This is a genomic window from Marinobacterium ramblicola (assembly GCF_019084545.1).
Classification (GTDB): Bacteria; Pseudomonadota; Gammaproteobacteria; order Pseudomonadales; family Balneatricaceae; genus Marinobacterium_D; species Marinobacterium_D ramblicola.
Genome location: NZ_JAHREP010000002.1, coordinates 112,234 through 127,261, shown reverse-complemented (window position 1 = coordinate 127,261; position 15,028 = coordinate 112,234). Strand labels below are relative to the sequence as shown.

The window sequence follows — 15,028 nt, the reverse complement described above, 5'->3', positions numbered from 1 at the left end:
CATGGAACTGACCAACGACGAGTTAAACCGCCTGGCCAAACTGGTATTGACCGCTGCCGACCAGACCTACGGCCCGGTGTGGCAGGGCGTACCGCTAGCACCGATCAACAATTTTGGCGGCACGACGGTACAGCCCTACACTACACCGTCCGGTTTCGTGGTCGTCGATACAGTAAGCGATCCCACTACCGGGTTCCGGGCGGCCTTTTACAAAAACTTCGACACCAACGAGGTGCTCGCCATCCCGGTCGGTACCGACGGTATCAATCTGCAGGACTATGCGGCGGATATGCTCTATACCGGGTACAACCAGTGGAACAATAATGCAAAGGAGTTTTTCATCACCCTAGGTGGCGTCGTAGACGCCGATACCCGAATCTATTTCGGCGGCCAGTCGCTCGGCGGTGCGCTGGCGCAATTCGCCGCGGTGGGCTTTACGGAGGCGAGGAAATCGGAATACATCACCGTCACAAACCCTGAAACGAATCAGCAAACACAGATTCAAAACCCACTTTACGTCCACTCTCTGGATAACACCGCCCTGGTCACCTTTGCCTCGCCCGGCATCACCGATCAGTTGCTCACGGCCACGCCGGGGTTCGACCCCAACAACCCGGAAATACAACAGATTGCGTCATACCACTACACCACCCAGGGCGAAGCGATCAATATGGTGGGCGGCGCCATGGTGGGCAGCAACACCGATATCTACTACCTGCCCACCGATGGCCAGGGCGATGTCGGCTACCTGCACCGCATCACCCTCGGATTCTGGGACTCGCTGGAGAAGATCGACTCCGACTTCGCTGGCCTGACCGCCTCTCCACAGCAGACGCTGGATACCGCCGATCTTCAGCAGATCGGCGCGGCCGTCGCCCTCATCGGCAGCAACGGGCAGATGGACAGTACCGAGAGCGCCGCCCGTATGGGCGTGGCGCTGCTGGTCGGTGCGGCACTGAGCCCGCCAGGCGATACAGCGAAGCTGGTCAGCGACATCGCCTCGCGCTACCTCGGCGAAGAGGCGGGAACCGCTATCGGCGCAGGTGTAGAAGTGATCTCCAAGATGCTGTTGATCGCCAACCCCATCGCCTGGCTGGAAACGGTGATTGCCGAGCTCGGCATTGCCAACCTGGCTCATCTGACGTCTGACCAGGTATCGAACGAGCAGTTGGCAGCGCTCGGCTTCGATCCGGTTCACACGGGCCTACAGAGGACATCCTTCCAGACCTACGACCCCGCGGGCAACCTGACCACCGTGGTCAAAGACACCAATGAAATCATGACCCGTTATCAGGTTCTCACCCCGGATGGCGGCATATGGAAGTCCTCTATCACGGGAACGACTGAAGTCTGTACATCCCCGGCCGGCTTTACCGTTACATGGCAGGCCGATAGCCCTTACGCCACTCTCACATATGGCACGCAGACCCTTGGGGCAGTTCTCCCCAATACCGTTATCAAAGCCGGTGATCTAGGCGGTATTGTCCTGCAACAAAGATCGATCACTCAACAAAATCTGGAGATCCAATACATGCCACCGCCGCCGGGTAGCGACGAGTGTGGCGTTATGATAAACGGCGAGGCAGCATCGATTTCGCACGCTACGCTGGATGTCCCGGGGTGGGAAGGTGGCGGCAAATACGAATACACCTCTCTGCTGGAAGGCACACCGGTCCTTACGCTCGTCGGCGGTGGCGACGGCTATATTCTCGAACAGTTGAAGTTGGGGGAGATCACGGATGGCAGCGAGGTCCTGAGACGATACAAAACTCAGGAAATAACCAACGCAGATGGTTCAACTGCGACAGTTATAACCGAGCAAGAAATCAAAGTCGCCCAAAGCAATGGGGATGGTTCGTGGTCGGTAGTGACCGAACGTACAGGATATGGCCCGAACAGCATGACCGGGCGAATCAAGGAAACCAACTCGCAAATCCTTCGGGAGAACGGCCAACTGACCCAAATCGACAGAGTAGAAGTCTATAACTACCGGAATCAGCTAACCGCTACAATCGAAACAACACAGCTCGACGGACAAATAACCCAGACCGTCTCCGCCGATATCGGCGGCAACCATATCGTACTGAAGTATGCCGGCGATTCCAGCTCGACAATAGAGTTGGCCGAGGTTGTCGAACTCAACGGAAGTTCTATCTCCGACCAAGCGGCGCTCATTGACCAGTTGAATGCCGCAGACCTCGACGCGAAAGACTTTATTCATATTGGATCGGACTCAAACAGCGAGGCAACGCTCGAACAAAGTGCCTACGCAATCGAGCAGTATGAGCAGGATCACCCCAGCGTATACAAAGAGGTTACAGATGCCATCGACCACTATGGTCCGGCTATTTTGGACGCACTATCCCTGGTCAAAGCTATCCAGTCCGGGGAACCGTTACCGATAACAGTCTCTGGTTTACGACTGACCAATGATCTGGTTAACACCGTCTACAATGAGAACCCCATAGACGCTGTCCAGGGACAAAAACTCGTCGACTACAACCTCTCCGGCGCCGCCAACGTCGGCAGCGGCATTCTAAGCCTGATGAGTCTGGATGCAGCTCTAAAGCGCGGCGACACTCTAGCTGCGGTGACGGCCGGCGCACAGGCAATCACCTTCGGTGCAACGGCTTATGCCAATTTCGTGGGGCAAAAAAGCTTGGGCGCTGCTCTCAGCAGTACTAATACGTTCGGTGCAGCAACAGAAGCGATTGGCGCAATTAGTGACGCCCTGCCTTACCTGAGCATTATTAACAGCCTCGCCCATGGTGACGAAGTCGGAGCTGCCGTGGCGGCCATCAGCATCGCGGTTCCTGCTGTCGGCTGGGCCTACGCCGTCTATACCATCGTCGACTCGATCTTCAACAGCGAAGATATCCCCGACCCCTGGGGTTCAGGTCAGTTCGTCTGGGATGGCACCGGCATCAAAATACGAGCTGCGGGCGAAACCGGCGGTGAAGAGGCCGTCACCGGCGTGATGCAGAGCACCCTCGCCACGCTGAACGCGCTGATCGAACAGCAACGTCAGGCCAACCCCGGCAGTCAATTGGGCATTATCCCCAACCGTATGCCCACGGTGGGCTACGATATGTCCGGTTACCGCTATACCGATATCGACCCGCTCACCGGCGAGGAACAACACCCGGCTCTACGCTTCGATACCGACGGCAACCCCTACAATGCCGAACCAGGCAGTGACGAATCCTACCAGTCCATCGTCGAGGGGATGATCTACTCCGCACTGGAGCACGGCGCGATCGCGCCGCAGTGGGAGGTGCAGACCGCCAGGATGCAAGCCGTGGCAGGTGACCCCAAGGCGGGCCTCACCGAGGAGGCCCGCGCCGGGCGCGACGGCAAGCTCGCCGCACCGGTCGAGGGCGATACCCAGATATTCCGCCCGGTGATGCTGGACCTGGATGGCGACGGAATCGAGACCATCGACCGCGACGACTCAGCAATCCACTTCGACGTGGACGACTCCGGCTACCTCAAGCACACAGGCTGGCTCGGCAGCGACGATGCTTTCCTGACGCTGGACCGCAACTACAACGGCCAGACCGATAGCGGCAAGGAGATGTTCAGCAACGCTGCTGTTGACCGTTCCCGCCGAGGACTAGCTGGCATGGCATGGGTGGATGCCAATTACGACGGCAAGCTCACCAGCGCCGATCCAGTCTGGGATGAGCTCAAACTCTGGCGCGACCTGGACCAGAACGGTATGCAGGATGAAGGCGAGACGGTCGGGCTCGATGATATCGGTATCTCCGAACTCAACTACTCGATGAGCACTTTCACCCAGGATGGTATTAAGAAACAGCTGGGCAGCCCTGACCAGGAGGCCGACAAGGAGGGCACCCGCGTCTCCGTCGTACCTGAGGGGATTCTGATTCAGGAGAGCAGCGAAGGTCATCTGTCACTGCTGGTCACCCGCATCGACGACAAGGCGGAGGTCGAAGCCAACCGGGATGGGGTAACCGGTTACGAGGATGTGGAAGTCATCGTCAGCACCGCTGACCTGCTGGCCAACGATACACTTGGCGGGGTTCTCGGTCGCGACCTGAACATTACCGGGCTCACTAATTTCCGCCACGGCACCGGCTTTATCGACACCAATGGCTTTGTGCACTTCACGCCGAAAACAGACTATTCTGGTGACGATGCCGGCTTTGACTATGTCGTCAGTGCCGAAAACGGTCAGGAGGGCACTGCAACGGTCGATGTGGTGATACAGGGTGTTAACGATGCGCCGACGCTGGATCATGTGGATCACACGATGCGGTCGGTTTATGGATATACGGATATAAAATACGACTACTCGGAGTCGGGCACCAAGTTCTATTATGGTGGAGGGAATCCAATCTATAGTCCATATGGTATTGTGCACCCACCTGAATCCGGAGACTCATACGTTACCCTTAACCCACCGGCAGGCAAGTGGTACATAGACTATCACACCACGAGAATCGCATATGATGAAAGTGGTGCAGGTCGAATAACCGGGGCGGACCCGGATGATGACGCATCCACGCTTACCTATGAACTAGTCAACGCACCTCAGTACGGTAGCGTCAACGTAAATCCAGATGGCACGTTTAAATATACGGGCTGGCGTTCACCTGATACGCCAAGTAACTACAGTGTTATAAATGGCCAATATGCGGTCTTCCAGAGCGGTAAATTCTATACTGCATCCAACTTGCCCAAGTATGCTGTTTATCCAACTCAAGATGTATTCCAGGTAAGAATCACAGATCCCCATGGCGCAAGCACGATCGAGTCGATCTCGGTAGCACACTACGGTCCTTATATTCCATCGACCCCATCCGGTGGAGGAGGGAAACCAATAGCCGTGGATTTGAACGGGGACGGTTTCTCATTTGTGGACTTAGATGACTCCAACGTGTTCTTCGACGTAAACGGCGACGGTTGGAAGAATCGTACCGCTTGGGTAGGTAAGGACGATGGCCTGCTGGTTTACGACGTAGAAGGTGACGGCCTGATCGACAAATCGGAGGAGATCAGCTTCGCAGGTTATGACGATAACGCACAAACCGATCTGGAGGGGCTTGCTGCCTTCGACAGCAACGGCGACGGCCGCTTCGACGCCGACGACGAGAAGTGGGCGCAATTCGGTATTTGGCAGGATGCCAACCAGAACGGCATCACCGATGAAGGCGAACTGCGTTCACTGTCCGATCTGGGCGTGACCGCCGTCGAGCTGACCAGCGACGGTCAGTTCCAGATCATCGATGGCCAGACGGTACACGGTATCGGTTCGATGAGTCTGACCGATGGCAGCCCACTGGATATCGCCGATGTCACCCTCGCGTTCAGCAACGAGGTTCAGATACCGCAAGCAGACGGCTCTGTCAAAACCGCATCGACTTCCCCTTTTTCACCGAGCGGCGAGGAGATAAACGGTACTGAACAGGACGACCTGATTCTAGGAAAGAGCGGTAACAACATAGTCAACGCCTTTGCAGGCGATGACGTAATTCTCGAAGACGGCGGAAACGATATTATCGATGCGGGCGATGGCAACGATCAGGTTTATTCCGGCGCTGACAATGATCTGGTTTTTGGCGGCGATGGTAATGACACGATTCATGCGGGGCTTGGCAGCGATATAGTCTTCGGCGGCGACGGGCATGACGCACTCTTTGCCGAAGGCGGCAACGACCTGGTATTCGGTGGTGCAGGCAACGACCTGATCTCCGGCGGCTGGGGGAATGACGTCCTTTCAGGCGATGAGGGTGACGACCGGATATTCGGCGAATCCGGTCGCGACGCGCTATTCGGTGGCGACGGCAATGACGAACTGCTCGGCATGGACGATGACGACTACCTCAACGGTGGCGCCGGTAACGACCGACTGGATGGCGGCTCCGGCGCGGACGAGATGATCGGCGGGCCAGGAAACGATACCTATCTGGTCGATAACCAGGAGGATAAGATCACCGAACTTGCAGACGAGGGCAATGACACAGTTATCACCAACCTGGACAACTACGTCCTCAGCGAGAATTTCGAAAACCTGTTCCTGAGCAATACGGAAAATGACTCTAACCCCGATGGTTCTCTCGTGGCCACAACTGCCAAAGGCAATATGCACGGCAACATTATCCGGGGCAATCTGGCCGACAACCTCCTCTACGGATATGCCGGTGATGACAGACTTGATGGTGGGGCCGGTGTTGACATACTGGTCGGTGGAACAGGTAATGATACCTACGTCGTGGATAACACCAATGACGTCGTTGTAGAACTGGTTAATGAAGGGCATGACACCGTTCTTGCCGAAGCCTCATACACCCTTGGCGACAATGTCGAAGACTTGATGCTCATGGGCTCCGCCGCCCTCTCAGGCACCGGAAACTCAATGAACAACATCTTGACCGGTAACAACGGGAGTAACCTGTTGGATGGCGGAGCAGGCGCCGACCGAATGTTCGGTGGTCTGGGTAACGATACCTATGTGGTGGACGATCAAGCCGACAATATCATCGAGTTCGCAAATGAAGGGAACGATACAGTAGTTTCAAGCCTCTCCTGGACACTAGGAGAGAATCTGGAAAATCTACGTCTTACTGGCACAACCAACATCGACGGCACCGGCAACAACGCTGCGAACCTGCTGATCGGTAATAGCGGATCCAATAGACTCGATGGTGGCCATGGCGCGGATACATTAGCCGGCGGTGCCGGTGACGATACCTATGTCGTCGACAATGCCGGCGATACGGTCGTCGAGAACGCCAGCGAAGGGATCGACACCATCTACTCCAGCATCAGCTATGTGCTGCCTGAGCAGGTGGAGCACATGATCCTGACCGGCTCAGCTGCTACCGATGGCACCGGTAACGCGCTCGACAACTCCCTGACCGGCAACGCTGCCGCCAACACTCTACGGGGCCTGGCCGGCAACGACACCCTGATCGGCAACGGCGGTGACGACCTTCTCGACGGCGGCAGCGGCGCCGATATCATGCTCGGCGGAACCGGCGATGACCTTTACTACGTCGACGAGATCGGTGACCAGGTGATCGAAGCCACCGACGAGGGCATCGATACCGTCCACTCCTCTATCAGCTATACCGCACCGGACAACGTGGAACGTATCGAGCTGCTCGGCAGCGACGATATCGATGCCACCGGCAACACCCTCGACAACACACTAGTGGGTAACGGCGGTGCCAACACCCTGAAGGGCCTGGCCGGCAACGACACCCTGATCGGCAACGGCGGTGACGATACTCTCGATGGCGGTCGCGGCGCCGATATCATGACCGGCGGAACCGGCGATGACCTTTACTACGTCGACGAGATCGGTGACCAGGTGATCGAAGCCACCGACGAGGGCATCGATACCGTCCACTCCTCTATCAGCTATACCGCACCGGACAACGTGGAACGTATTGAGCTGCTCGGCAGCGACGATATCGATGCCACCGGCAACACCCTCGACAACACTCTGGTGGGTAACGGCGGTGCCAACACCCTGAAGGGCCTGGCCGGCAACGATACCCTGATCGGCAACGGCGGTGACGATACTCTCGATGGAGGAAGCGGTGCCGATATCATGACCGGCGGTGCCGGCAACGATATCTATATCGTCGACAACGCCGACGACAAGGTCATCGAGAATGCTAACGAAGGGATCGACACCATCTACTCCAGCATCAGCTATGTGCTGCCTGAGCAGGTGGAGCACCTGATCCTGACCGGTTCGGCCGCCATCGACGGCACCGGCAATGCGCTCGACAACACCCTGACCGGTAACGATGCCGCCAACACCCTGTTGGGCCTGGACGGCAACGACACCCTGATCGGCAACGGCGGTGATGATCGACTCGACGGCGGTGCCGGAGACGATCTACTCAACGGAGGACTAGGCGATGACACCTACATCATCAATCTAAACAACGGACTTGACCGAATCGAAGATATTGAAGGTACCGATACCGTTCGATTCGGGGAGGGGCTTAACCTCGATAATGTAGCCTTGAGGGTCACACAGGAGAACGGTGTATATACCGCGCATATCCGGGTACTGGACGAATGCGGTTGTGAGCAACCCGATCAGGGTTTCGACCTCGTTATCGGCATGGACGATCAGGGCCGTTATATCTCACCCATCGAGAGGTTCATATTCGCTGACGATAGCCAAGCCGCTTTCGACGATCTGTTGATCAAGACCGTCGTTCATATAGGAACGGCACACGACACTGAGATCGTGACCGGGAGGAATGATGATGTCATCTACGCAGGTCCGAGAGGCAACACCGTATACTCCGGAACGGGACATGACATAATTTATGCGGGATCCGGCGGTGACCAGGCATACGGGGAAGGTGGAAACGACGTATTTCTGGGCAGCACCGGCGACGACGTTCTGGACGGTGGCTGCGGTGACAACATACTGTTTGGTTACAACGGTCGGGACGTTCTACGCAGCTCTGAAGGGAATAACATCTTATTGGGCGGCTCCCAGGACGATCTCGTTGAGGCCGGTTCCGGCGCCGACTTTATTGCCGGCGGTAGCCATAACGATACGATTCAGGCCGGCGGCGGCTCTAACGTTATCGCCTTCAATTTGGGCGATGGTCGCGATACCGTACTCTCTTCTGCCGATGCGACAAACACACTCTCGTTGGGCGGTGGCATTCAAGTGGAAGATCTCGCCTTCCGTCACATCGGACCAGACCTGCTATTAGAGATCGGCAATAAGAATGGGATCACCTTTAAAGACTGGTATCAGGATACTGCCCACCAAAGTATTCGTACCCTTCAGGTTATCGATACCAATCCAGACAATGGATCGAACAAAACGACATCTGTCGAACTTTTCGATTTCCAAAACTTGGTTGAGCACTTCGATACAGCGCAGTCCGGGACAACGTCGACAACCTCTTGGTCATTGATGAACGGTCTGCTCGATGCCCATCTGGAAAACAGTACCAACGTCGTTATAGGTGGAGAACTGGCAATGGACTATGCCGAGGACGGTGCTATCACCCTGTCCGCCGGAGCGACCCAAAAAGTACTCAGTAACCCTATATACGGCAGCACTGCACAAACCGTAGGTCGCCAATTCAACGACAGCCTGCAGGCTTTCCGGATTGGGTAAAAAATTGAACCGACCGGCTTTGCAAAGGCAAAATTAATATTTAAGGAGTATGAAATGACAGATAAGAACGCGGATGCAGCCCTGGCCGCATTAAACGATGCCCGCGGCGCACTCTCCAAACTGCCGATTCTGGGGCCGGCCCTGTGGTTGTATGCACGCGACCCAATGAAGAAGTATCTGTTCATGGGAGATATCGATTGGGTATTACTACCTCCGGTCGTTCTCGATCAGTGTCGCTTGTATACCAAAGAGGAACTGCCCTACGCCTTTTTCACCTGGGCGCGAGTCAATGACCAGATAGACTCACGTCTGCGCACGTCCCATGCCAAACTCGCCCCTCACGAATGGAACTGCGGTGAACACGTATGGATCATTGACGCAGTAGCACCCTTCGGACAACTCGAGGAGACCATAAAAGAGTTGCGGGAAAACATCTTCCCCGGCCTCCCGGTCAGTGCTCTGCTGCCCGACCCGTCAAAAGCCGGGGCTGTAGTGGTACACGACTGGCCGGCCAGTGAAATGAAAGCGTCTTGCTGAAAAGGATTCCTTTCATGGCCACTGCAAAGAAATTGTCACGTGACATACTCGAGTTTTCCCCCGGTCTTTTGGTCATACAGGATAGTCCGCCTCCCAAAATGCCACGTACCATTCTTTACAGTGTGGCGACTCTATTCGGAATTCTGCTTGTATGGTCTCTCTTCGGGCAGCTCGATGTAGTGGCCTCGGCAGAAGGTCGTCTCGTACCTGAAACATATGTGAAGATCGTTCAGCCTGCCGATTCCGGCATCGTGCGTGAAATACTGGTACACGAGGGACAAACCGTGGACGCGGGGCAAGTGCTGATACGCATGGACCCGTCTTTAGCCAACGCTGATGAACGATGGCTACGCCTGGAGTTCGAGCTTAAACAGCTACAGCTGCGACGAATCGATGCGGAGTTATCTGGTAAAGAGATGGTCCTGAAACCGGGGGATTCCAAAGACCTTTACGATCAGATCGCTCGCCAGCTTCAAGCCCATAAGCAGGCGTACCTGGATACGGTCGCTACGGAGAATGCCGCTCTCGAAAAAGCATACCACGACCTAAAGGCGGCACAGGAGATACTGTACCGGCTCGAAGAAACGCTTCCTGTTTATAAACGCAATGTTCTTGCGTTCGATCAGTTAGCCCAAAAGGGCTACTACAGTGAATTGGCAGTCGAGGATAAAAAGCGCGAGTTATTGGAGAAGCAGCAGGAACTGAAAGCCCAGAAAGCGAGCGTCGCCAGTCTGGAGTCGACCGTCCTTGCCGGTGAGCGAAGACTTGATCGTCTTACATCAAGCTATCGCAGCAATCTGCAAGACGAACGGGTGGACGCCGAGTCACAGTTCAACCGTCTCAGGGAAGAGCTCCAAAAGTTGGAGCACAAGTCGGAGTTCCTTGCACTGAAGTCACCTCAAAAGGGCATCATAAAGGATATGGCTACCCATACGATTGGCACTGTCGTGTCCCCCGGCACCGTACTCGTGACGCTCGTCCCCCATGATGAGTCGCTTCAGGCGGAGGTCTATATCAAAAACGAGGATGTAGGATTCGTGCATGAAGGACAGGAGGTCAAACTCAAACTTGCAGCTTATCCTTTCCAAAAATATGGAATGATCACTGGAACCCTCGTGAATATTGGCGCGGATTCAGTGGATCTGGGTGGCAATTCAACAGACTCTACGAATGTGGGTGCCGGAACTTCAGGCTATAAGGCGCTGATACGGCTAAACTCCCAAAATTTAACGACGACAGGCGGTCAGTTGGAACTCACTCCCGGCATGCAGCTCAGCGCTGACATACATCTGGGATACAGAACTGTAATGGAATACCTGCTTTCACCAATAAGAAAAGTCTGGCTAGAAGCGGGTAAGGAACGTTAATCCATTCATAGGGGTTGATTTTCGCGGCCTGTTTATCGAAAATACGCGCCTTCTTGGATTGGTGGTTCGCCACCCATGGATACAGGGGTATCGCCAAGCGGTAAGGCACTGGATTCTGATTCCAGTATGCGTAGGTTCGAATCCTACTACCCCTGCCAAATAAAGTATCGATGACTGACTCCCTTTCAGCGACCTCATCCGCCAACCCTGATGCAATCGAGAAGGTACTCGCCGTGTCTAAAATGATGGTTTTCACCGGCAATGCTAACCCTGCACTGGCTCAGAAAGTGGTTGAGCGGCTGGATATCCCGATGGGGAAAGCGAACGTCGCCCGTTTCAGCGACGGCGAAGTCAGCGTCGAAATTCAGGAGAACGTGCGCGGCAAGGATGTGTTCATCATCCAGTCCACCTGCGCACCGACCAATGACAACCTGATGGAGCTGATCGTCTTCGCCGATGCGATGCGCCGCGCTTCCGCCACCCGTATCACCGCGGTCATCCCCTACTTCGGCTACGCCCGCCAGGATCGCCGTCCGCGTTCCGCCCGCGTACCGATCAGCGCCAAAGTCGTGGCCAGCATGATCTCCAACGTCGGCATCGACCGCGTCCTGACCGTCGATCTGCACGCCGACCAGATCCAGGGCTTCTTCGATATCCCGGTGGACAACGTTTACGGCTCGCCGGTTCTGCTCGACGATATCATGGACCAGGGTTACGACGACCCCATCGTGGTATCCCCTGACGTGGGCGGCGTAGTCCGTGCCCGCGCCGTGGCCAAACAGCTCGACTGCGACCTGGCGATCATCGACAAGCGTCGCGAGCGCGCCAACGAAGCCCAGGTGATGAACATCATCGGCGATGTTGCCGGGCGTACCTGCATCCTGGTCGACGATATGTGCGACACCGCCGGCACCCTGTGCAAGGCCGCCAAGGCACTGAAGGACAAAGGGGCTGCCCGCGTGATCTCCTATGTCACCCACCCGGTGCTGTCGGGACCTGCGATCAGCAACATCAGCAACTCGGAGCTGGACGAACTGGTCGTGGCCGACACCATTCCGCTCTCCGAAGCGGCGCAGAAGTGTGACAAGATTCGCCAGTTGACCCTGGCACCGATGCTGGCAGAGGCGGTACGCCGCGTCTGCAACGAAGAATCGATCAGCGCCATGTTCCGATAACGGCAACATGCGCTGAACGCGCCGACAACGGTCGGCAACATGCCCCGAAAGGGATAAAAATGCTGCACACTCCTGGTCGCGGGGGTCTGCAGCTTTTGAACTATATAAGGTAACTACAATGAGTACTTTCGTAATTAACGCCGAAGCCCGTAACGATCAGGGGAAAGGTGCGAGCCGCCGCCTGCGTCGTGAAGGCAAAGTGCCGGGCATCGTCTACGGTAGCGAAACCCCGGTTGCTATCGCCATCTCCGCAAATGAGCTGGCCAAGGCTCTGCAGGACGACACTTTCTACTCCTCCAAGCTGACCCTGAAGTTGGATGGCAAGGAAACTTCCGTGTTCATCAAGGATCTGCAGCGCCACCCGGCCAAGCCGGTCGTTCTGCACGCTGACTTCCAGCGTCTGGACGAAAGCAAGAAGATCAAGATCCAGGTACCGCTGAAGTTCGTTAACTTCGAAAAGTCCGCTGCATCCAAGGCCTCCGCCAAGTTTGCCGCTGAAGCGGCTACCGTTGAGATCCTCTGCCTGCCGAAGGACCTGCCGGAAGCACTGGAAGTGGATCTGTCCAAGATCGAAATGGGCCAGATCGCTCACTTGTCCGACATCACCCTGCCGGAAGGTGTTGAGGTCGTTGCGCTGCGTCGCGGTGAAGACCACGACCAGGGCGTTGGCTACTGCTACGCTCCGCGTGGCGCCAAAGCCGGCAAGTAATAGCTGCCGCTAAGGCACCGGCATGCAGGATCGGATACAGCTGATCGTCGGCCTCGGCAACCCCGGGGCCCAATACGAGCACACCCGCCACAATGCCGGCGCCGAGCTGGTGGAGCAGCTTGCTGCCCACCAGCACACCACCCTGCAGACCGACAAGCGTTATCACGGTCTGTACGGCAAGATTCTGATTGAAGGTCAGCCGGTACACCTGCTGATACCCACCACCTTCATGAACCTGAGCGGCCAAGCCGTTGCCGCGCTCGCCAACTTCTTCAAGATCCCGGCCACGGCCATTCTGGTGGCACATGACGAGCTCGATATCGCACCGGGCACGGCGCGCCTGAAAAAGGGCGGCGGTCATGGCGGACATAACGGCCTGCGCAGCATCATCAGCCAGCTCGGCAACAACCGCGACTTCTACCGTCTGCGCCTTGGTATCGGCCATCCCGGACACGCCAGCCAGGTCTCCAACTTCGTGCTGAGCAAGGCCTCGCCGAAGGAGCGCGAACTGACCCAGGCGGCAATCGATGAAGCGCTCCGCCAGCTGCCACTGGCGATCAAGGGTGACTGGCCACGTGCCATGAACCATCTGCATAGTTTTAACGCCGGTGCCCAATAGGGCCCTAGACAGGATTTTCATCATGGGATTCAAATGCGGCATCGTCGGCCTGCCCAACGTCGGTAAGTCCACCCTGTTCAATGCACTGACCAAATCGGGCATCGCGGCGGAGAACTTCCCGTTCTGCACCATCGAGCCCAACTCCGGAATCGTGCCGATGCCGGACCCGCGTCTGGACGCCCTGGCCGAGATCGTCAAACCGGAGCGGGTACTGCCCACCACCATGGAGTTCGTCGATATCGCCGGGCTTGTGGCCGGTGCATCCAAGGGTGAAGGGCTGGGCAACAAGTTCCTCGCCAATATCCGTGAAACCGATGCCATCGCCCATGTGGTGCGCTGCTTCGAAGATGACAACGTCATCCACGTCGCCAACCGCATCCATCCGATCGAGGATATCGAGACGATCAACCTGGAGCTGGCGCTGGCGGATCTGGAATCCTGCGAGAAACAGCTGCAGCGCGTCCAGCGCACCGCCAAGGGCGGCGACAAGGAGGCCGTCGCGGCCAAGAACCTGCTCGAGAAGCTGATCCCCCGCCTGTCCGAGGGCCTGCCCGTACGCGGCATGGAGCTGGACGACAGCGAACAGAAACTGGTGCGCAGCTTCCACCTGCTGACCACCAAGCCGACCATGTATATCGCCAACGTGGCCGAGGACGGTTTCGAGAACAACCCCTGGCTGGATAAGGTCAGAGAGTTCGCCGCCGGCGAAGATGCCAGCGTAGTACCGGTCTGCAACAAGCTGGAAGCCGAGATCGCCGAACTCGAGGACGACGAAAAATCGATGTTCCTCGACGAGATGGGGATGGAGGAGCCGGGCCTGGATCGCGTGATCCGCGCCGGTTACAAGCTGCTCGGCCTGCAGACCTACTTCACCGCCGGGGTGAAAGAGGTGCGCGCCTGGACGGTCAAGGTCGGTGCCACCGCGCCCCAGGCCGCGGGCGTGATCCACTCCGATTTCGAGAAGGGCTTCATCCGCGCCGAAGTGATCGCCTACGACGACTTCATCGCCTACAAGGGCGAACAGGGCGCCAAGGATGCAGGCAAGTGGCGCCTGGAGGGCAAGGAGTACATCGTCAAGGACGGCGACGTGGTGCACTTCCGCTTCAACGTCTGACGCCCGCTCCCGGATAAGCCCGCCTCTCACGGCGGGCTTTATTTTTCCCTTCAAGCTGTTGACAGCAAAAGGTAAACAGAGAATAATGCGCGCCTCTGAAGCGTGGCAATATAGCTCAGTTGGTTAGAGCAACGCATTCATAATGCGTGGGTCGCAGGTTCGAGTCCCGCTATTGCCACCATTAAAACGCTTTGGAACTGTTGCAGGGGTATCGCCAAGCGGTAAGGCAACGGGTTTTGATCCCGTCATGCGCAGGTTCGAATCCTGCTACCCCTGCCATCACGATTCAGACATTCAAAATGTGGCAATATAGCTCAGTTGGTTAGAGCAACGCATTCATAATGCGTGGGTCGCAGGTTCGAGTCCCGCTATTGCCACCA

Annotated in this window: 7 protein-coding genes and 4 tRNA genes; all 11 read left to right on the top strand. The window is 56.7% G+C overall.

The genetic code is table 11. From position 1 onward, the window contains the following. The first annotated feature begins 1 nt into the window (after nucleotide 1). The 11 genes from KQ940_RS01815 (at nucleotide 2) to KQ940_RS01765 (ending at nucleotide 15,028) form a co-directional block, all read left to right on the top strand. Nucleotides 2–9,127 (top strand): cadherin-like domain-containing protein, encoded by a 9,126-nt coding sequence (locus KQ940_RS01815; protein WP_217411084.1) that lies wholly within the window; start codon nucleotides 2–4, stop codon nucleotides 9,125–9,127. A gap of 54 nt (nucleotides 9,128–9,181) precedes the next feature. Continuing rightward, nucleotides 9,182–9,664 carry a toxin-activating lysine-acyltransferase gene (locus tag KQ940_RS01810; protein ID WP_217411082.1) on the top strand — a complete coding sequence of 161 codons (483 nt, stop codon included), beginning with the start codon at nucleotides 9,182–9,184 and terminating at the stop codon, nucleotides 9,662–9,664. Between the two features lie 14 nt (nucleotides 9,665–9,678). Continuing rightward, complete coding sequence (locus KQ940_RS01805; RefSeq protein ID WP_217411080.1) at nucleotides 9,679–11,031, top strand: HlyD family type I secretion periplasmic adaptor subunit; 1,353 nt, start codon at nucleotides 9,679–9,681, stop codon at nucleotides 11,029–11,031. Nucleotides 11,032–11,114: 83 nt separating this feature from the next. Continuing rightward, a tRNA-Gln gene (locus KQ940_RS01800) sits at nucleotides 11,115–11,189 on the top strand. 75 nt (nucleotides 11,190–11,264) lie between these two features. After that, nucleotides 11,265–12,206: a ribose-phosphate pyrophosphokinase gene (locus KQ940_RS01795; protein WP_217411309.1), complete on the top strand. Its 942-nt coding sequence runs from the start codon at nucleotides 11,265–11,267 to the stop codon at nucleotides 12,204–12,206. A 118-nt stretch (nucleotides 12,207–12,324) separates the two neighbouring features. After that, entirely contained in the window at nucleotides 12,325–12,915 is a 591-nt protein-coding gene (locus KQ940_RS01790; RefSeq protein WP_217411078.1) for a 50S ribosomal protein L25/general stress protein Ctc, read from the top strand. A 22-nt stretch (nucleotides 12,916–12,937) separates the two neighbouring features. Next, nucleotides 12,938–13,534 carry an aminoacyl-tRNA hydrolase gene (pth, locus tag KQ940_RS01785; RefSeq protein ID WP_217411076.1) on the top strand — a complete coding sequence of 199 codons (597 nt, stop codon included), beginning with the start codon at nucleotides 12,938–12,940 and terminating at the stop codon, nucleotides 13,532–13,534. Between the two features lie 22 nt (nucleotides 13,535–13,556). After that, a complete protein-coding gene (gene ychF, locus KQ940_RS01780; RefSeq protein ID WP_217411074.1) occupies nucleotides 13,557–14,648 on the top strand; it encodes a redox-regulated ATPase YchF in 1,092 nt (363 codons plus the stop codon). A 104-nt stretch (nucleotides 14,649–14,752) separates the two neighbouring features. Continuing rightward, nucleotides 14,753–14,829: transfer RNA gene (locus KQ940_RS01775), tRNA-Met, on the top strand. A gap of 23 nt (nucleotides 14,830–14,852) precedes the next feature. Beyond that, a tRNA-Gln gene (locus KQ940_RS01770) sits at nucleotides 14,853–14,927 on the top strand. Nucleotides 14,928–14,951: 24 nt separating this feature from the next. Next, nucleotides 14,952–15,028: transfer RNA gene (locus KQ940_RS01765), tRNA-Met, on the top strand.

Bases quoted from the DNA above. Each gene is read 5' to 3' on its own strand.
- KQ940_RS01815 (WP_217411084.1), top strand. From the start codon at position 2: ATGGAACTGACCAACGACGAGTTAAACCGCCTGGCCAAACTGGTATTG.
- KQ940_RS01810 (WP_217411082.1), top strand. From the start codon at position 9,182: ATGACAGATAAGAACGCGGATGCAGCCCTGGCCGCATTAAACGATGCC.
- KQ940_RS01805 (WP_217411080.1), top strand. From the start codon at position 9,679: ATGGCCACTGCAAAGAAATTGTCACGTGACATACTCGAGTTTTCCCCC.
- KQ940_RS01790 (WP_217411078.1), top strand. From the start codon at position 12,325: ATGAGTACTTTCGTAATTAACGCCGAAGCCCGTAACGATCAGGGGAAA.
- pth (WP_217411076.1), top strand. From the start codon at position 12,938: ATGCAGGATCGGATACAGCTGATCGTCGGCCTCGGCAACCCCGGGGCC.
- ychF (WP_217411074.1), top strand. From the start codon at position 13,557: ATGGGATTCAAATGCGGCATCGTCGGCCTGCCCAACGTCGGTAAGTCC.